The organism is Pseudomonas sp. GW821-FHT02B10 (genome assembly GCF_059421865.1).
In genome coordinates, this window is record NZ_JBWKVU010000001.1 from 479,148 (window position 1) to 498,225 (window position 19,078).

Below are 19,078 nucleotides of genomic sequence, written 5' to 3' on the forward strand. Positions count from 1 at the left end.
AAAAAATGTGTAGCGAGCAACGTACCGGTGTTTTCTCTTCCGGTCTGTCCCAACGCGGCGGTTTTTTTGAAAGGTGCACTGTGATTAATGCAGGTGATCGGGGGCTTCGGCCTTCCTTCGCTTTCCCCGGCGGCTCGGACCGCTTTAACGCAGACTTCTAGGGTTTTTCATGACGCGCTACATATTCGTCACGGGCGGTGTTGTTTCTTCATTGGGGAAAGGCATTGCCTCGGCTTCATTGGCGGCCATCCTGGAGGCGCGGGGACTTAAGGTCACCATGCTCAAGCTGGACCCGTACATCAACGTCGACCCGGGCACCATGAGCCCGTTCCAGCACGGTGAAGTGTTCGTCACCCACGACGGCGCCGAGACCGACCTGGACCTGGGCCACTACGAGCGGTTCATTCGCACGACCATGACCCAGAACAACAACTTCACCACCGGTCGCGTCTACGAGCACGTGCTGCGCAAAGAGCGCCGGGGTGACTACCTGGGCGCCACCATCCAGGTGATTCCGCACATCACCGACGAGATCAAGCGTCGCATCATCAAGGGCGCCGGCGATGCCGACGTGGCCCTGGTAGAGATCGGCGGCACCGTGGGCGACATCGAGTCGCAACCGTTCCTCGAGGCCATCCGCCAGCTGCGTGTCGAAGTCGGTTCCAAGCGCGCGATGCTGATGCACCTGACCCTGGTTCCGTACATCGCTACCGCTGGCGAGACCAAGACCAAGCCAACCCAGCACTCGGTGAAAGAGCTGCGTTCCATCGGCCTGCAGCCTGACGTGCTGATCTGCCGCTCCGACCATCCGGTGGATGTGTCCTCGCGTCGCAAGATCGCGCTGTTCACCAACGTTGAAGAGCGCGCGGTGATCTCCCTGGAAGACGTCGACACCATCTACAAGATCCCGGCCGTGCTGCACGCGCAGGGTCTGGACGATTTCGTCGTCGAGCGTTTCGGCCTGCAATGCAACGGTGCCGATCTGTCCGAGTGGGAAAAGGTGGTCGACGCCAAGCTCAACCCCGAGCACGAAGTCACCATCGCCATGGTCGGCAAGTACATGGAGTTGCTGGACGCCTACAAGTCGCTGATCGAAGCGATGAGTCACGCCGGCATCACCAACCGCACCAAGGTCAACCTGCGCTATATCGATTCCGAAGACATCGAGAACCAGGGCACCGCGCTGCTTGAAGGCGTCGATGCGATCCTGGTGCCAGGCGGCTTCGGTCTGCGTGGCGTGGAAGGCAAGATCACCGCCGTCCAGTACGCTCGCGAAAACAAAGTGCCGTACCTGGGTATCTGCCTGGGTATGCAAGTGGCCGTGATCGAGTTCGCTCGTAACGTCATGGGCTGGAAAGACGCCAACTCCACCGAGTTCGATCGTGCCAGCGGTCACCCGGTCGTCGGCCTGATCACCGAGTGGGCAGATGCCACCGGTGCCGTCGAAACCCGCACCGAAGCTTCCGACCTGGGCGGCACCATGCGTCTCGGCGCTCAGGAATGCCTGCTCGAAGCTGGCTCCAAGGTGCACGATTGCTACGCCAAGGACGTGATCGTCGAGCGTCACCGTCATCGCTACGAAGTGAACAACAACTTGCTGCCGCAGCTGATCGACGCCGGTCTGAAAATTTCTGGTCGTTCCGGCGATGGCGCGCTGGTTGAAGTGGTCGAGGCGCAGGATCATCCATGGTTCGTCGCCTGCCAGTTCCACCCTGAGTTCACCTCGACCCCACGTGACGGCCATCCGCTGTTCAGTGGCTTCGTCAAGGCCGCTTTGGCTCAACACCAGAAGAAGGCGTAACCCCGATGGCACAGAAGATCATCCGCGTTGGCGACATCGAGATTGCCAACGACAAGCCCATGGTGCTGTTCGGCGGCATGAACGTGCTAGAAAGCCGTGACATGGCCATGCAGGTCTGCGAAGAGTACGTGAAGGTCACCGAGAAGCTCGGTATCCCTTACGTGTTCAAGGCCAGTTTCGACAAGGCCAACCGGTCTTCTGTGACCTCTTATCGCGGTCCTGGCCTGGAAGAGGGCATGCGCATCTTCCAGGACATCAAGCAAGCCTTCGGCGTGCCGATCATCACCGACGTCCACGAGCCCTACCAGGCCGCGGTCGTCGCCGAGGTCTGCGACATCATTCAGCTGCCGGCCTTCCTGTCGCGCCAGACCGACCTGGTGGTCGCGATGGCCAAGACCGGTGCGGTGATCAACATCAAGAAAGCCCAGTTCCTCGCGCCCCAGGAAATGAAACACATCCTGAGCAAATGCGAGGAAGCAGGTAACGATCAGTTGATCCTCTGCGAGCGTGGTTCGAGCTTCGGCTACAACAACCTGGTGGTCGACATGCTCGGCTTCGGCATCATGAAGCAGTTCGAATACCCGGTGTTCTTCGATGTGACCCACGCGCTGCAAATGCCCGGCGGTCGTGCCGACTCGGCTGGCGGCCGCCGCGCCCAGGTCACCGACCTGGCCAAGGCCGGCATGAGCCAGTCCCTGGCCGGCCTGTTCCTGGAAGCCCACCCGGACCCGGACAACGCCAAATGCGACGGTCCATGCGCCCTGCGCCTGGATAAGCTCGAACCTTTCCTGGCCCAGCTCAAGGCCCTGGACGAACTGGTTAAGAGTTTTCCGACGGTAGAGACCGCGTAAAACCGATTTCTCCGGTAAAGTACCGCACGATTAATCGCTCAGGCCCGCGGGCCTGAGCCTTATCGTCCGCAAGTCTGCCCCCTGTTCCCTGCTTGCCGACGGTAAAGAGATTCCCTTCAGCTGCGTCGTTTTCGTCAACTTTGGAGTGTTTACAACAATGGCAAAAATCGTCGACATCAAAGGTCGTGAAGTTCTCGACTCCCGTGGCAACCCCACCGTCGAAGCGGACGTGCTTCTCGATAACGGCATCATCGGCAGCGCTTGCGCGCCGTCCGGTGCCTCCACCGGCTCGCGTGAAGCGCTGGAGCTGCGTGATGGCGACAAGAGCCGTTACCTGGGCAAGGGCGTACTGAAGGCCGTAGCCAACATCAATGGTCCGATCCGCGACCTGCTGCTGGGTAAAGACCCAAGCGACCAGAAATCCCTCGATCAGGCGATGATCAAGCTGGACGGTACCGACAACAAGGCCACCCTGGGCGCCAACGCGATCCTCGCCGTTTCCCTGGCCGCGGCCAAGGCAGCAGCACAGGACCAGGACCTGCCGCTGTACGCGCACATCGCCAACCTGAACGGTACCCCGGGTGTCTACTCGATGCCGGTGCCGATGATGAACATCATCAACGGTGGCGAGCACGCCGATAACAACGTCGACATCCAGGAGTTCATGGTACAGCCGGTTGGCGCCAAGTCCTTCTCCGAAGGCCTGCGCATGGGCACCGAGATTTTCCATCACCTCAAGGCTGTGCTGAAGGCCCGTGGTCTGAGCACCGCCGTGGGTGACGAAGGTGGTTTCGCGCCGAACCTGGCTTCCAACGAAGACGCCCTGAAAGTGATCTCCGAAGCCGTGGCCAACGCCGGTTATAAGCTGGGCACCGACGTGACCCTGGCTCTGGACTGCGCAGCCAGCGAGTTCTTCGAAGACGGCAAGTACAACCTGTCCGGCGAAGGCCAGGTGTTCACCGCTGAAGGTTTCGCCGACTACCTGAAAGGCCTGACCGAGCGTTACCCGATCATCTCCATCGAAGACGGTCTGGACGAGTCCGACTGGGCTGGCTGGAAGATCCTCACCGACAAGATCGGCGAGAAGACCCAGCTGGTGGGCGACGACCTGTTCGTGACCAACACCAAGATCCTGAAAGAAGGCATCGACAAGAAGATCGCCAACTCGATCCTGATCAAGTTCAACCAGATCGGCACCCTGACCGAAACCCTGGAAGCCATCCAGATGGCCAAGGCTGCCGGTTACACCGCAGTGATTTCGCACCGTTCCGGCGAAACCGAAGACTCGACCATTGCCGACCTGGCCGTGGGCACCTCGGCTGGCCAGATCAAGACCGGTTCGCTGTGCCGTTCCGACCGCGTGTCCAAGTACAACCAATTGCTGCGTATCGAAGAGCAATTGAATGGCAAAGCCAAGTACAACGGTCGCAGCGAGTTTCGCGGTTAAGCGGTAGATGGTACAAAGACACCGGATTGGGTCAGAAAAATCGCATCAGCGAGATTTTTGCCACTAATCTGATGCCTTAAGAGCACAAGCCTGGTTCTTCCAGGCTTCGTGCTGTCAGTAGGTTCGAAGTTGTTGGCATGGCTGTCTTTTTTCACTGGATACCCGATATTCGATGCGCAGTCCCAATTGGTTGTTCCTCGTCTTGCTCTTGCTGCTGGCTGGCCTGCAGTACCGCCTCTGGGTGGGGAATGGCAGCTTGGCGCAGGTAACCGACCTGACTCAGCAAATTGCCGATCAGCGCGCTGAAAACGAGCGCTTGCTGGAGCGCAATCGTGTACTCGACGCGGAAGTCATGGAATTGAAGAAAGGCATGGAGACCGTGGAAGAGCGGGCTCGTCATGAACTGGGCATGGTCAAGGAGGGCGAAACCCTCTACCAGTTGGCCCAATGATCCAGTCGTTACCGGCCTTCTGGGCCGTGATTCCTGCCGCGGGCGTCGGTGCCCGCATGGCCGCGGACCGTCCCAAGCAATACTTGCAACTGGGCGGGCGCACTATTCTCGAACACAGCCTCGGCTGTTTCCTCGACCATCCTTGCCTGAAGGGGCTAGTGGTCAGCCTGGCGCTTGACGATCCTTACTGGCCGACCCTGGCCTGTGCCCACGACCCAAGGATCCAGCGGGTCGAAGGCGGTGCGGAGCGTTCCGGATCGGTCCTCAATGCCTTGCTCCATCTGCATGCCCAGGGCGCTGCGGATGAGGACTGGGTGCTGGTTCACGATGCCGCACGGCCGAACCTGTCCCGTGATGACCTGGACAAGCTGCTGAGCGAATTGGCGGATGACCCGGTGGGCGGCCTGCTCGCGGTGCCGGCCCGTGACACCCTGAAGCGGATCGACAAGCACGGCCGAGTGCAGGAAACCGTGGACCGCAGCCTGATCTGGCAAGCCTATACGCCGCAGATGTTCCGTCTTGGCGCCTTGCATCGCGCCTTGGCCGACAGCCTGGTGGCGGATGTGGCGATTACCGATGAAGCGTCGGCGATGGAATGGGCCGGCCAGGCGCCACGCCTGATCGAAGGGCGTTCGGACAACCTCAAGGTGACCCGTCCGGAAGACCTGGAGTGGCTGCGCCAGCGTTGGGCCAATCGCCGCTGAGCTTAGCTTTTCGCGGGCCCCTGTAGCCGCTGCCGCAGGCTGCGAACGGCCCGGAACGGGACGGGTTTTTTATAGTCGTCATGTACTTCAAGCCGATCGCAGCCTGCCGCAGCGGCTACGGATCAATCCTTGTACTCCGGCCGTTTGGCCAACCCCTCCTTGAGATAGTCCACCAGCTTGCGCACCTTGGGCGACAGATGCCGTTGTTGCGGATACAGCGCCCATACCGCGGTATTCGGCGGCTGATGCGCCTCGAGCAGGGAAATCAGGGTGCCCTGATGCAAATGTTCCAGCACGTAATAATCCGGTAGCTGGCAGAGGCCAACCCCCTGTAGCGCTGCATCCAGCACGGCCTGCCCGCTGTTGCAGCGCCAGTTGCCTTGCACCCGCTGGGAGAACTCGCGGCCGTCCTGCTCCAGTTGCCAGATGTCCGAGCTGCCGATCAGGCAGTTGTGGCGACTCAATTCCGACAGGCTGTGGGGGCGGCCGTAGCGTTCCAGGTAGGACGGCGAGGCGCAGAGGTACATGCGGCGTGGCGCCAGGCGGGTCGCCACCAGTCGTGAGTCCTGCAGGCGACCGAGGCGAATCGCCAGGTCCAGGCCCTCGTGCACCAGGTCCAGGGGCCGGTTGCTCAGTTCGATATCCACCCGCAGTTGCGGATAAAGCCCCATGAAACTGGTGACCAGCGGCACGATAAACCGCTCGCCGTAAGCCACCGCACAGGTCATGCGCAGCATGCCCTTGGGCTCGCTGGTCAGGTCGCCGACGGCGCGCAATGCCTCTTCGCGCCCGTCCTGCAGGCGCTGGCAATGCTGCAAGAAAGTCTGCCCGGCCTCGGTCAGGGTCACTCGGCGGGTACTGCGATACAGCAGGCGGGTCTGCAGCCGTTCTTCCAGGCGGACGATTTGCCGGCTGATATGGGAAGACGACACCCCGAGGCGCTCCGCGGCGGCAGTGAACTGGCTGCACTCGGCCACGGCGACGAATTCGTCGATGCCTTCCCAGCGGTTCTCGTTCATGGTGATTATCCCTGCACAGCAATAATGTTTTGCTTTTGTCCGGATTATTCATCGTCAGGCGCTGTTTTACACTCCCTGTCTCGTTTTTATTCGCTGGAGACCCAGGATGATCAAGTCACGCGCTGCCGTTGCCTTCGAGGCCAAGAAACCCCTTGAGATCGTTGAAGTCGATGTCGCCATGCCCAAGGCCGGCGAAGTGTTGTTGCGGGTCGTCGCTTCCGGCGTGTGCCACACCGACGCCTACACCCTGTCCGGGGCCGATCCGGAAGGCATCTTCCCGTCGATCCTCGGTCACGAAGGCGGTGCCGTGGTCGAGGCCATCGGCGAGGGCGTGACCTCGGTGGCCGTGGGCGATCACGTGATCCCGCTGTACACCCCGGAATGCGGCAAGTGCAAATTCTGCCTGTCGGGCAAGACCAACCTGTGCCAGGCGATCCGCGCCACCCAGGGCAAGGGCCTGATGCCGGACGGCACCACCCGTTTCTCCTATAAAGGCCAGCCGATTTTCCACTACATGGGCACCTCGACCTTTTCCGAGTACACCGTGTTGCCGGAAATCTCGGTGGCCAAGATCCCTAAAGAAGCGCCTCTGGAAAAAGTCTGCCTGCTGGGTTGCGGCGTCACCACCGGGATCGGTGCGGTGATCAATACCGCCAAGGTCAAGGCCGGCGACACCGTGGCGATCTTCGGCCTGGGCGGCATCGGCCTGTCGGCGGTGATCGGTGCCGTGAAAGCCAAGGCTGGCCGGATCATCGCCATCGACATCAACCCGGCCAAGTTCGAGATCGCCAAGCAGTTGGGTGCCACCGATTGCGTGAACCCGAAAGACTTCGACCGGCCGATCCAGGAGGTCATCGTCGACATGACCGACGGCGGCGTGGACTTCTCCTTCGAATGCATCGGCAACGTGCAACTGATGCGTGCCGCACTGGAGTGCTGCCACAAGGGCTGGGGCGAGTCGGTGATCATCGGCGTGGCCGGTGCCGGCCAGGAAATCTCCACCCGTCCGTTCCAGCTGGTTACCGGTCGCGTCTGGCGCGGTTCGGCGTTCGGTGGCGTGCGTGGCCGCTCCGAGTTGCCAAGCTATGTGGAAATGGCCCAGAGCGGCGAAATCCCGTTGGATACCTTCATCACCCACACCATGGGGCTGGAGGACATCAACAAGGCCTTCGACCTGATGCATGAAGGCAAGAGCATCCGTACCGTCATTCATTTCTAAGGAGCAGTGGCAAGCTGCAAGCCGGAAGCTGCAAGAGCGATCACCGCCAACTTGCAGCTTGAAGCTTGAAGCCTGCGGCTGAAATGCCCATGAGTCTGGAAAACCTGTCCTGCCAGAAAAGCTTCGGCGGCTGGCACAAACGCTACAAGCATCATTCCGAGGTGCTGGGCTGCGACATGGTGTTCGCCGTGTACCTGCCGCCGCAGGCAGAGCAGGGCGGCAAGCTGCCGGTGCTGTACTGGTTGTCCGGCCTGACCTGCACCGACGAGAACTTTATGCAAAAGGCCGGTGCCCAGCGTCTGGCCGCCGAGCTGGGGTTGATCATTGTCGCGCCGGATACCAGCCCGCGCGGCCCTGGCGTGCCGGGCGACCCGGATGGCGCCTGGGACTTCGGCCTGGGGGCCGGATTCTATCTGAATGCCAGCCAGCAGCCCTGGGCCGAGCATTACCGCATGCATGACTATGTAGTGCAGGAGCTGCCGGCATTGGTCGAGGCGCATTTCCCGGCCTCGGACAAGCGCGGCATCAGCGGGCACTCCATGGGCGGCCACGGTGCTCTGGTCTGCGCGTTGCGCAATCCGGGACGTTACCAGTCGGTATCGGCTTTTGCGCCGATCAGCAACCCGATGGATTGCCCGTGGGGGCAGAAAGCCTTTTCCCGTTACCTGGGCGAAGAGCGCTCCCGCTGGCGCGAATGGGATGCCAGCGTGCTGATCCAGGAGGCCAGCGAAAAGCTGCCGTTGCTGGTGGACCAGGGCGATCGTGACGATTTCCTGGCCAATCAGCTCAAGCCCGAAGTGCTGCAACAGGCGGCGAAAGCCGCGGGTCATCCGCTGACGTTGCGCCTTCAACCCGGCTACGACCACAGCTATTTCTTCATCGCCAGCTTCATTGGCGACCACCTGCAGCATCATGCGCGCGCTCTGAGCGGCTAATGTCCGCCAAAGCAGGTAGAATCACGCCCTGACTCAATCAGGGCGTTTTTTTATGCGTATTGGCCACGGCTACGATGTGCACCGTTTCGCTGAAGGCGATTTCATCACTCTGGGCGGCGTGCGTATTGCACACAGCTTCGGGCTGCTCGCCCACTCCGACGGCGACGTGCTGTTGCATGCTCTGAGCGATGCCTTGCTGGGTGCTGCCGCACTGGGCGACATAGGCAAACATTTCCCGGACACCGATCCGCAGTTCAAAGGCGCCGACAGCCGTGCGCTGTTGCGTCATGTCGTCGCACTGATTCATGCCAAGGGCTGGAAGGTCGGCAACGTCGATAACACCATCGTGGCTCAGGCGCCGAAGATGGCTCCCCATATTGAAACGATGCGCGCGCTGATTGCCGCGGATCTGCAAGTCGAGTTGGATCAAGTGAACGTCAAGGCCACCACCACCGAAAAGCTCGGCTTCGTCGGGCGCGAAGAAGGCATCGCCGTGCATTCCGTTGCCTTGTTGCTGCGCGCATGAACGAACTGCAACTGTTGGGCCCGCGGGCCTATGGCGAAGCCTTGGGTAGCGCGGTACTGAAGGCCACCGCCGAAGATTTCCAGGTCGACGAAGTCCTGGACATTCCCCTGACCGGCGAAGGCGAACACCTGTGGTTATGGGTGGAAAAGCGCGGCTTGAACACCGAAGAAGCGGCACGGCGGATTGCCAAGGCCGCGGGTGTGCCGTTGCGCACCGTCAGTTATGCCGGCTTGAAGGATCGCCAGGCGCTGACCCGGCAGTGGTTCAGTGTGCAGTTGCCCGGCAAGGCGGATCCAGACCTGTCGGCGGCTGAAAACGACACGCTGAAGATCCTCAAGCTGACCCGCCACAAGCGCAAGCTGCAACGCGGCGCCCATGCGGCCAACGGCTTTACCCTGCGCCTGACCGAATTGAAGGCAGACAAGGCGGGGATCGAAGAACGCCTGCAATCGATCGCCAAACACGGCATCCCCAATTATTTCGGCGCACAGCGTTTTGGCCATAACGGCGGTAACCTGGTCGATGCCCGCGATTGGGCCGCCCGCAAGGCCTTGCCGGAGCAGCGCAATGTACGTTCGCGGCTGCTTTCCACCGCGCGCAGCTATCTGTTCAACCGGGTGCTGGCGGCGCGCGTGGCCGATGGCAGCTGGCAGCGGGCCCAGGTCGGCGACCTGTTGGCCTTCACCGACAGCCGCAGTTTTTTCCCGGCCGGCGAAGCCGAATGCAGCGATCCGCGCCTGGCCATCCTCGACTTGCACCCGACCGGCCCGCAGTGGGGCGAAGGCGAATCACCTGCCGCTGGGGCGACCCAGTTGCTGGAGCAGCAGGTGGCTGCCGACGAAGCGGATCTGCGCGATTGGTTGATTAAAGCCGGAATGAGCCACGAACGTCGCATCCTGCGGCTGCCCATTGGCGGGTTGACGTGGCATTATCCCGAGCCTGACATTCTGCAACTGGAATTCGTCCTGCCGGCCGGATGCTTCGCCACCGTATTGGTGCGTGAACTCGTCGATCTGGTGCCGGTGGGGCAGACGGACAGCCCATGCGTATTCTGATTTCTAACGACGATGGTGTAACAGCACCCGGTCTCGCCGCGCTTCATGCTGCGCTGGCGGATTACGCCGAGTGCGTGGTGATCGCCCCGGACCAGGACAAAAGCGGCGCCAGCAGCTCGCTGACGCTGGACCGGCCGTTGCACCCGCACACCTTGAGTAACGGTTTCATCAGTATCAATGGCACCCCCACCGATTGCGTGCACCTGGGCCTCAACGGGCTGCTGGAACGCGATCCGGACATGGTCGTGTCCGGAATCAACCTCGGGGCTAACCTGGGTGACGACGTGCTGTATTCCGGCACCGTCGCCGCGGCCCTGGAAGGGCGTTTCCTGAACCTGCCGGCGTTTGCCTTTTCGTTCGTCTCGCGTCAGGTGGATAACCTGCCGACGGCTGCCTATTTCGCCCGCAAACTGGTCGAGGCCCACGGGCAGCTGGATCTGCCACCACGTACCGTGCTGAACGTGAACATTCCCAATCTGCCGATCGATCACATTCGTGGCATTCAGTTGACTCGCCTGGGCCATCGCGCCCGTGCGGCGGCGCCGATGAAGACGGTCGACCCGCGCGGCAAGGCCGGTTATTGGATCGCCGCGGCGGGGGACGCCGAGGACGGCGGCCCGGGTACGGACTTCCACGCCATCATGCAGGGCTATGTCTCGATCACGCCGTTGCAGCTCGATCGCACCTTCAATGATGCCTTCAGAAGTCTTGATGGCTGGCTGGAGGGGCTGCGCTGATGGCTCGCGAGCAGGACGATTTGTTGCGTCGCGGTATCGGGATGACTTCCCAGCGTACCCGCGAACGCCTGATCCAGCGTCTTTACGATGAAGGCCTGTCCAACGCCCAGGTACTGGAAGTCATTCGGCGTACACCGCGGCATCTGTTCGTCGACGAGGCCCTGGCACATCGGGCCTATGAAGACACGGCCCTGCCGATCGGGCACAACCAGACGATCTCGCAGCCTTATATGGTGGCGCGCATGAGCGAGTTGCTGCTGGCGGCTGGTCCGTTGGACAAGGTGCTGGAGATCGGCACCGGGTCGGGTTACCAGACGGCGGTATTGTCGCAACTGGTGGAGCGGGTGTTCTCGGTCGAGCGCATCAAGGTGTTGCAGGATCGGGCCAAGGAGCGTCTGGTCGAGCTGAACCTGCGCAACGTGGTATTCCGCTGGGGCGACGGCTGGGAAGGCTGGCCGGCGCTGGCGCCGTACAACGGGATCATCGTGACGGCGGTCGCCACCGACATCCCCCAGGCCCTGCTGGACCAATTGGCGCCCGGTGGCCGGATGGTGATTCCAGTCGGTGCCGGCGAAGTGCAGCAACTGATGCTGGTCATTCGTGAGGAACAGGGGTTTTCACGGCAGGTTCTCGGCTCGGTTCGCTTCGTTCCCTTGCTCAACGGGCCATTGGCCTGAGCATTTGTTTGGAACGGGTGAATTCTGTTTGATCGGCTTGGTCTTACAGCTTGATCAATCGGTTAAGTAACCTTGAACCCTGATCGATAGGCTGGTGCCTGCTGATTTCGCTTTGCCGGGAATAAAGCGTGGGTGGCCGGTTATACTTGCGACATTTCATGCCTGAGCCAGGCACTAATTATCTTCAACCACCACAAAGGGAGCGGCGGGTGAGTCTCACAGTCATTGCGCAGCGTATGGGTACAACAAGCTTTCAGCGACTGGTGATTGGCCTTGTCTTGAGTTCTCTGTTGGTCGGCTGTTCGAGCAATAAGTCGAGCAGCGCCCGGGTCGTCGATCGCACCAGCGCGGTACCGCAGCGCCCGACGGTGACTACGGGGCAATACACGGTTCGTCGCGGCGACACCCTGTTCTCCATCGCCTTCCGTTATGGCTGGGACTACAAGGCCCTGGCCGCGCGCAACAATATTGCCGAGCCGTACACCATTCACCCGGGGCAGACCATCCGCTTCGACGGCCGCTCGGGTTCGGCCCCGACAGCCGTGGTTACAAAGTCGGCTTCCAGTGCATCTTCTTCAAGTAAAACCACGGTAATTCGTCGTCCGGCAGGGGCCGCGCCAACGATTGCGAGCCAGCCCGCTCCGGCTCCATTACCGCCTGCGGGCCCCGCGCCAAAGGGCTGGGGCTGGCCTGCGAACGGTATTCTGATTGGAAAATTCTCTTCAAACGGTAGTTTGAATAAAGGCATTGATATCGCCGGGGATTTGGGACAGCCTGTTTTAGCTGCGTCTGATGGGACGGTGGTTTACGCCGGGAGTGGCTTAAGGGGCTACGGCGAACTGGTCATCATCAAACACAGCGATACCTACGTCAGTGCTTACGGCCACAGCCGTAGGCTGTTGGTTCGGGAGGGGCAGCAGGTCAAAGTCGGACAGACAATTGCCGAAATGGGATCAACTGGTACAGACCGGGTGAAACTGCACTTTGAGATTCGCCGACAAGGTAAACCTGTAGATCCGCTGCAATTCCTGCCACGTCGTTGATCCGTTACCAAGCCTGTTCCGTCACGTAGAGGGAACAGGTTCCAGCGTTGCCAAGGATAAAGGCGTCGCTTGAGCCTGAGGTCGAACTCACCAAAGGACTATAACAATGGCTCTCAGTAAAGAAGTGCCGGAGTTTGACATCGACGATGAAGTTCTCCTTATGGAGACGGATATCGCCACTGATTCGATGTCGAATGAGGGATCTGCTGTACCTTCAGTTCGTGCCAAATCCAAACACTCCGCTTCATTGAAACAACACAAATACATTGATTACACGCGAGCGCTCGACGCGACGCAGCTGTATCTCAATGAAATCGGCTTTTCCCCATTGCTCTCTCCGGAAGAAGAAGTTCATTTTGCGCGTCTGTCGCAAAGTGGCGATCCGGCCGGGCGCAAGCGCATGATTGAAAGCAACCTGCGTCTGGTGGTGAAAATCGCCCGACGTTATGTCAATCGTGGGCTTTCGCTGCTGGACCTGATCGAAGAGGGCAACCTCGGTCTGATCCGGGCGGTGGAGAAGTTCGATCCGGAGCGCGGTTTCCGCTTCTCGACCTATGCCACCTGGTGGATCCGTCAAACCATCGAACGGGCAATCATGAACCAGACCCGGACTATCCGGCTGCCGATTCATGTGGTCAAAGAGCTCAACGTCTACCTGCGGGCAGCACGGGAGCTGACACAGAAACTCGACCATGAACCCTCCCCTGAAGAAATCGCCAACCTGCTGGAGAAACCGGTAGGTGAGGTCAAGCGCATGCTGGGCTTGAACGAGCGGGTTTCTTCAGTCGACGTCTCGCTGGGTCCGGATTCGGATAAAACCCTGCTGGACACCCTCACCGACGATCGTCCTACCGATCCGTGCGAGCTGCTGCAGGATGACGACCTGTCGCAAAGCATCGATCAGTGGCTTTCCGAATTGACCGACAAGCAGCGTGAAGTGGTAGTTCGCCGCTTCGGCTTGCGCGGCCACGAGAGCAGCACCCTGGAAGATGTGGGCCTGGAGATCGGGCTTACCCGAGAGCGGGTACGCCAGATCCAGGTCGAAGGTCTCAAGCGTCTGCGTGAGATCCTCGAGAAGAACGGCCTCTCCAGCGAGTCGCTGTTCCAGTAACGGCACGAGCGATCCTGCCGTGAAAAGCCCCGACACGTTCGGGGCTTTTTATTGGGTAATCGATAGGAGCCAGATGAAATAGGCAGGCGCGCGTTCAATAGCTGAAAGAGCATGTAAGTAAAGGCTGACTCTTTCGTAAGTGTTCGGTTTTTATGCGGTATGAAAGTTGTCCGTTTGATCTGATGTTTTTAGTTATCTTATTGATTTATAACAACTTATTTTAATGCTTGGAGCAGTGTTCGACACGTTTTCTACCCGTCAGTGCCATTGCTCTGTCATGGAAACTCTCTAATATCAGCCCTGTGTCGACGGATAGACACAGCCATCAAGGATGATGGTCAGGACATCGCAGGACGCGATTCATCAGGACGATGAAAAGGAACACAGGGACTAGGGAAAAAAGGTGGGCGGGTCATACCGCCCCTTTTTTTGCCTGTGTAAAAGTGAATCCGGAACAGCAAAAAGGCCCGCAACGGGCCTTTTTGGGGAACGCGAGGTAATCAGCGTTCGAGATCCTTGATCTTGCCTTTGACGCCATCCCACTCTTCGGCATCGGGCAGGGAATCTTTCTTTTCAGTGATGTTGGGCCAGATCTCGGCCAGCTCAACGTTCAACTGAATGAACTCCTGCATCTCTTCTGGAACTTCGTCCTCGGAGAAGATCGCTACAGCGGGGCATTCAGGCTCGCACAGCGCGCAATCAATGCACTCATCCGGGTGAATCACCAGGAAGTTCGGGCCTTCGTAAAAGCAGTCCACCGGACAGACTTCTACGCAGTCGGTGTACTTGCACTTGATGCAGTTGTCGGTGACGACGAAGGTCATTTCTAATTCTCTCCTCAGGCGGCGGCAGCGGAGCCCCTTCAGGACGGGGTCGCCAGGTTCGGGAGCGATAGTCTGCGGACCAGGCTAATAGTCCGCAGCATCCCAAACCGCGCGAGATTCTAACAGCTTGAAAGCATCAGCGTTAGATGCGTGTCTTCAATGTATAGAGCATTTCCAGTGCCTTGCGCGGGGTCATATCGTCCAGATCGAGCTTGGCCAGGTCATCGAGTACCGGGTGCGGCAGGCTGGCGAACATGTCGCTTTGCTGCGGGACTGAAGGCTTGCCCGCTACCGGAGGCGGCGCTTCATGGGGCAGGCTGGTGGTCTCCAGGCGACTCAGGTGCTCGCGGGCACGGACGATCACATCGCTCGGAACCCCCGCCAGCTGGGCCACGGCCAGGCCATAGCTCTGGCTGGCAGGGCCTGGCAGCACGTGGTGCAGGAACACGATGCGTTCGTTGTGCTCGGTGGCATTGAGGTGCACGTTGGCCACCAGCGGTTCGTTTTCCGGCAGGACGGTGAGCTCGAAGTAGTGGGTGGCGAACAGGGTGTACGCCCGCAGCTGGGCGAGACGTTCTGCCGCAGCCCAGGCCAGGGACAGACCATCGAAGGTACTGGTGCCGCGACCCACTTCGTCCATCAGCACCAGGCTGCGCTCGGTAGCGTTATGCAGGATGTTGGCGGTTTCGCTCATTTCCACCATGAAGGTGGAACGACCGCCGGCCAGGTCGTCACTGGAGCCGATCCGAGTAAAGATCCGGTCCACCAGAGACAGCTCGCAGCTCGCTGCCGGCACGAAGCTGCCGATATGGGCCAGCAGCACGATCAGCGCGGTTTGTCGCATATAAGTGGATTTACCACCCATGTTCGGGCCAGTGATCACCAACATCCGGGTCTGATCGTCGAGGCTCAGGTCGTTGGCCACGAACGGCGTGGTCAGGACCTGCTCGACCACCGGGTGGCGACCCTGGGTGATGCGCATGCATGGCTCGCTGACGAAGCGCGGGCAATTGAGGTCGAGATTCAGCGCTCGCTCGGCCAGGTTGCTCAGCACGTCCAGCTCAGCCAGCGCCCCCGCGGTGTCCTGCAACGGCGGCAGGTGACCGATCAGGGTCTCCAGCAAGGCTTCGTAGAGCATCTTCTCGCGGGCCAGGGCGCGGCTCTTGGCGGATAGCGCCTTATCCTCGAAGGCCTTGAGCTCCGGAGTGATGAAGCGTTCGGCGCCCTTGAGGGTCTGGCGGCGGATGTAGTCCGCCGGGGCCTGTTCCGCCTGTTTGCTTGGCAATTCGATGAAGTAGCCGTGAATCCGGTTGTAGCCGACTTTCAGGTTGGCCAGGCCGGTACGGGCCTTTTCCCGGGCTTCCAGGTCGATAAGGAACTGGCCGGCGTTTTCGCTCAGCGATTGCAGTTCGTCCAGCTCGGCGTCGTAACCGGTCTTCAGCACGCCGCCATCGCGGATCACCGCCGGCGGGTTGTCGATGATGGCTTTCTCCAGCAGCGCGGCCAGTTCCGGGTAAGTGCTGGTGGTCACAGCCAGTTGGCTCAGGTGCTCGGCCTCGAGTTCGGTCATCGCCACTTGCAGTTCCGGCAGCGCCGCCAGGGCATCGCGCAGGCGCGCCAGGTCGCGGGGGCGGGCGTTGCGCAGGCCGATACGGGCGAGGATCCGCTCGATGTCGCCGATTTCCTTGAGCTGCGGTTGCAGCCTTTCGAAACGGTAACCGTCCAGCAGGCAGCCAATCGAAGTCTGTCGCGCCTGCAGGACTTTCAAGTCGCGCAGCGGGCGGTTCAGCCAGCGGGTCAGCAGGCGGCTGCCCATGGCGGTCTGGCAACGGTCGACCACCGACTGCAGGGTGTTGTCGCGGCCGCCGGCGAGGTTGGTGTCCAGCTCCAGGTTGCGCCGGCTGGCGCCGTCGAGCACCACGGTGTCGTCCAGGCGCTCGTGACGCAGGCTGCGCAGGTGGGGCAGGGCGGTGCGCTGGGTTTCCTTGGCATAGCTCAGCAGGCAACCGGCGGCGCCGATGGCCAGGGTCAGGTTCTCGCAGCCGAAACCCTTGAGGTCCTGGGTGGAGAACTGCTGGCACAGGCTCTTGTGGGCCGAGTCGCGTTCGAAGTCCCAAGGCGCGCGACGACGCACGCCGCGGCGTTTTTCCGCCGGCAGGCCTTGTGGCCAGTCATCCGGGATCAGCAGTTCCACCGGGTTGATGCGTTCCAGCTCGGCCAGCAGGTTTTCCCAGCCCTTGATTTCCAGGACCGTGAAATTGCCGCTGGTGATGTCCAGCACCGCGAGACCGAATAAACGCTCGTCGCCCAGCACCGCCGCGATCAGGTTATCCCGGCGCTCGTCGAGCAGGGCCTCGTCGCTGACGGTCCCCGGGGTGATGATCCGTACCACCTGGCGCTCCACCGGGCCCTTGCTGGTGGCCGGGTCGCCGACCTGTTCGCAGATCACCACCGACTCGCCGAGCTTCACCAGCTTGGCCAGGTAACCTTCGGCGGCGTGATAAGGAATCCCGCACATCGGAATCGCCTGGCCAGCCGACTGCCCGCGCGCGGTCAGGGTGATGTCCAGCAACTTGGCGGCCTTCTTCGCGTCTTCATAGAAGATTTCGTAGAAGTCGCCCATGCGATAGAACATCAGCTGGTCGGGGTGCTGGTTCTTGAGGCGCCAGTACTGCTGCATCATCGGGGTGTGGGAGGACAGATCGGTGAGCGCTTTATTCATCGGGTCGTCAGGTTGATTCGTTGAAAGGGTGGGCAAAAGCAGAGGGCATGGGCCCGGCTTTTTCGCGATGGGCGCAAGGTTACCATGGGCGGTCCGACCTTCGCAGGGATGACCCCGGCAGGATTTCGGGTGTTTTATGCATGAATATGCATTTTAGCATTTGCCGTCGGCGAAAATAACCCGCAATATGCGCATTATGCAAAAGCGCAACGTTTCTACCGTCTTAAGAGAGCTGCTCGATCGCGATGGCATTTCCCCCACGGAACTCCATCGGCGTACCGGTGTGCCTCAATCCACCCTTTCGCGGATCCTCAGCGGCAAGATTGTCGATCCTTCGGACAAACACATCTCGCGGATCGCCGAGTACTTCCTGGTGAGCACCGATCAACTGCGCGGGCGTGCGGCTGTCGCTCCTGCCCGGTCGGCCGATCCGCATTCGGAACTCAAGGACATAAGTCTGTGGGACGACGATACCCCCGTCGATGACGACGAGGTGTCGGTCCCCTTTCTTCGCGAGGTTGAATTGGCTGCGGGATCAGGAAGATTCGTCATCGAGGAAAGCGAGCGCTCCAGCCTGCGCTTCGGCAAGCGCAGCCTGCGGCACAATGGCGTGCAGTTCGACCAGGCCAAATGCGTGACGGTCCGCGGCAACAGCATGCTGCCGGTGCTGCGCGACGGCGCCACGGTGGGGGTCAATGCCGGCAAGTGCGGTATCGGCGATATCATCGACGGCGACCTGTATGCCATCAACCACAACGGCCAGCTGCGGGTGAAGCAGCTCTATCGCCTGCCTTCCGGTATTCGCCTGCGTAGCTTCAACCGCGACGAACATCCGGATGAGGACTACAGCTTCCAGGAAATGCAGGAAGAGCAGATCGTCATCCTCGGTCACGTCTTCTGGTGGGGTATGTACGCCCGCTAACCGCAGCCCATAACGCCAAAGCCCGCCATCGAGCGGGCTTTTTTGTGCCCGCGGAAAACCCTCCACGCCTTTATTTATGCGGTGCTCAAGCGCAGATGCATTTGCCGCGCATAAATAAATGCATTTATGCATTGACTGTATATGCATCCATGCATATTATTCGTTCCAAGCCGCCCGACAGCGGCGAGCAACACCGCTCTTTAGTGGCAAAAGCAAAGGCAGCGATGAACCGGCCTCGACGGTTCAGAGGGTTGGCAACTGACCCGGGTGTGCAGCGTAAAGCACCGTGAACAGTTATCCGGCGGACAGGGTCGCGGTCGGAGGAACAATTTGAATGGATCCGTACCGCGCCAGTAGCGCCGAACGATCAGGTCCCCTTGAAACTGGACCGCATTACTGAAAAGCCCGGGCGACCGGGCTTTTTGGAATGCCTACCTACCGTGGGCCATGCCGGGATATGCACCGTTGATACACAAGCCAATTGATTACCGGGCCAGCGCATTGGCCTTTTCCACTCAGGAGGAGTGACATGACAAACGAGCAACAAGCGTTGCTGGACATGCCCATCTGGCTTGTCATCGTCCTTGCCCTGGTGGGTGGGGTGTCCGGCGAAATGTGGCGCGCCGACAAGGAGGGCGCCCGCGGCTGGTTGCTGCTGCGGCGCCTGGCCCTGCGCTCCGGGGCCTGCGTGATCTGCGGGGTCTCGACCATCATGCTGCTGTACGCCGCCGGCGTATCGATCTGGACCGCCGGCGCCTTCGGTTGCCTGACCGCCATGGCGGGCGCCGATGTGGCCATCGGGCTCTACGAGCGCTGGGCGGCCAAGCGGCTCGGTGTGTGTGAGGTGCCGCCCAAGGATCCCCGCTCGGACGCCTGAACAACCGCCACAAGCATTCGTTCATTCATTAAGTCGACCCCGCCACCTTATCCACGTGGGTATCTACCCGCCTGACGCAGGACGCGTACTCGTATTGAGCGGCGCTCAATCAACCCTCCCGGCCGGGAGGTGCCCGATACGGCCCAGCGCCTTACAC

Annotated in this window: 18 protein-coding genes; 15 read left to right on the plus strand and 3 right to left on the minus strand. The window is 60.7% G+C overall.

The features are described 5' to 3' along the window. The first annotated feature begins 169 nt into the window (after window positions 1-169). From pyrG to ispD, 5 genes are all read left to right on the plus strand, one after another. Window positions 170-1,801 (plus strand): CTP synthase, encoded by a 1,632-nt coding sequence (gene pyrG, locus AC07VU_RS02135; protein ID WP_007924045.1) that lies wholly within the window; start codon window positions 170-172, stop codon window positions 1,799-1,801. A 5-nt stretch (window positions 1,802-1,806) separates the two neighbouring features. Then, window positions 1,807-2,652: a 3-deoxy-8-phosphooctulonate synthase gene (gene kdsA / locus AC07VU_RS02140; protein ID WP_009047224.1), complete on the plus strand. Its 846-nt coding sequence runs from the start codon at window positions 1,807-1,809 to the stop codon at window positions 2,650-2,652. A gap of 157 nt (window positions 2,653-2,809) precedes the next feature. Then, a complete protein-coding gene (eno, locus tag AC07VU_RS02145; RefSeq protein WP_007924041.1) occupies window positions 2,810-4,099 on the plus strand; it encodes a phosphopyruvate hydratase in 1,290 nt (429 codons plus the stop codon). Between the two features lie 172 nt (window positions 4,100-4,271). After that, the gene (gene ftsB / locus AC07VU_RS02150; RefSeq protein ID WP_007924039.1) at window positions 4,272-4,550 is read left to right on the plus strand and encodes a cell division protein FtsB; all 279 of its coding nucleotides are present in this window, start codon (window positions 4,272-4,274) and stop codon (window positions 4,548-4,550) included. Further along, complete coding sequence (gene ispD / locus AC07VU_RS02155) at window positions 4,547-5,254, plus strand: 2-C-methyl-D-erythritol 4-phosphate cytidylyltransferase (protein ID WP_007924037.1); 708 nt, start codon at window positions 4,547-4,549, stop codon at window positions 5,252-5,254. Before ftsB ends, ispD begins: the two co-directional genes overlap by 4 nt. A gap of 122 nt (window positions 5,255-5,376) precedes the next feature. Here ispD and AC07VU_RS02160 read toward each other — a convergent pair whose 3' ends face one another. Then, window positions 5,377-6,273 (minus strand): LysR substrate-binding domain-containing protein, encoded by an 897-nt coding sequence (locus AC07VU_RS02160; RefSeq protein WP_009047227.1) that lies wholly within the window; start codon window positions 6,271-6,273, stop codon window positions 5,377-5,379. A 106-nt stretch (window positions 6,274-6,379) separates the two neighbouring features. Here AC07VU_RS02160 and AC07VU_RS02165 point away from each other — a divergent pair, with 106 nt between their 5' ends. From AC07VU_RS02165 to rpoS, 8 genes are all read left to right on the plus strand, one after another. Further along, complete coding sequence (locus AC07VU_RS02165; protein ID WP_007924035.1) at window positions 6,380-7,492, plus strand: S-(hydroxymethyl)glutathione dehydrogenase/class III alcohol dehydrogenase; 1,113 nt, start codon at window positions 6,380-6,382, stop codon at window positions 7,490-7,492. A gap of 83 nt (window positions 7,493-7,575) precedes the next feature. Continuing rightward, window positions 7,576-8,427, plus strand: a complete 852-nt coding sequence (gene fghA / locus AC07VU_RS02170; protein ID WP_274305661.1) for an S-formylglutathione hydrolase — start codon at window positions 7,576-7,578, stop codon at window positions 8,425-8,427. Between the two features lie 52 nt (window positions 8,428-8,479). Beyond that, window positions 8,480-8,953: a 2-C-methyl-D-erythritol 2,4-cyclodiphosphate synthase gene (gene ispF, locus AC07VU_RS02175; protein ID WP_007924033.1), complete on the plus strand. Its 474-nt coding sequence runs from the start codon at window positions 8,480-8,482 to the stop codon at window positions 8,951-8,953. Beyond that, the gene (gene truD, locus AC07VU_RS02180) at window positions 8,950-10,008 is read left to right on the plus strand and encodes a tRNA pseudouridine(13) synthase TruD (protein WP_123411584.1); all 1,059 of its coding nucleotides are present in this window, start codon (window positions 8,950-8,952) and stop codon (window positions 10,006-10,008) included. Before ispF ends, truD begins: the two co-directional genes overlap by 4 nt. Continuing rightward, a complete protein-coding gene (gene surE, locus AC07VU_RS02185; protein WP_009042402.1) occupies window positions 9,996-10,745 on the plus strand; it encodes a 5'/3'-nucleotidase SurE in 750 nt (249 codons plus the stop codon). The genes truD and surE overlap by 13 nt, the downstream gene beginning before the upstream one ends. A 41-nt stretch (window positions 10,746-10,786) precedes the next feature. Next, entirely contained in the window at window positions 10,787-11,422 is a 636-nt protein-coding gene (locus AC07VU_RS02190; protein WP_172963011.1) for a protein-L-isoaspartate(D-aspartate) O-methyltransferase, read from the plus strand. A gap of 209 nt (window positions 11,423-11,631) precedes the next feature. After that, window positions 11,632-12,465, plus strand: a complete 834-nt coding sequence (locus AC07VU_RS02195) for a peptidoglycan DD-metalloendopeptidase family protein (RefSeq protein WP_007924027.1) — start codon at window positions 11,632-11,634, stop codon at window positions 12,463-12,465. A 106-nt stretch (window positions 12,466-12,571) separates the two neighbouring features. After that, a complete protein-coding gene (gene rpoS, locus AC07VU_RS02200; RefSeq protein WP_007924026.1) occupies window positions 12,572-13,576 on the plus strand; it encodes an RNA polymerase sigma factor RpoS in 1,005 nt (334 codons plus the stop codon). A gap of 500 nt (window positions 13,577-14,076) precedes the next feature. Here the strand turns inward: rpoS and fdxA are convergent, their stop codons facing one another. Both fdxA and mutS read right to left on the minus strand, forming a co-directional pair. Further along, complete coding sequence (gene fdxA, locus AC07VU_RS02205) at window positions 14,077-14,400, minus strand: ferredoxin FdxA (RefSeq protein ID WP_007924025.1); 324 nt, start codon at window positions 14,398-14,400, stop codon at window positions 14,077-14,079. A gap of 142 nt (window positions 14,401-14,542) precedes the next feature. Then, entirely contained in the window at window positions 14,543-17,122 is a 2,580-nt protein-coding gene (gene mutS / locus AC07VU_RS02210; protein WP_457275739.1) for a DNA mismatch repair protein MutS, read from the minus strand. 187 nt (window positions 17,123-17,309) lie between these two features. Here mutS and AC07VU_RS02215 point away from each other — a divergent pair, with 187 nt between their 5' ends. Beyond that, the gene (locus AC07VU_RS02215; protein ID WP_173679781.1) at window positions 17,310-18,044 is read left to right on the plus strand and encodes a LexA family transcriptional regulator; all 735 of its coding nucleotides are present in this window, start codon (window positions 17,310-17,312) and stop codon (window positions 18,042-18,044) included. 529 nt (window positions 18,045-18,573) lie between these two features. Next, window positions 18,574-18,921 (plus strand): phage holin family protein, encoded by a 348-nt coding sequence (locus tag AC07VU_RS02220; protein ID WP_007924020.1) that lies wholly within the window; start codon window positions 18,574-18,576, stop codon window positions 18,919-18,921. Window positions 18,922-19,078 lie beyond the last annotated feature (157 nt).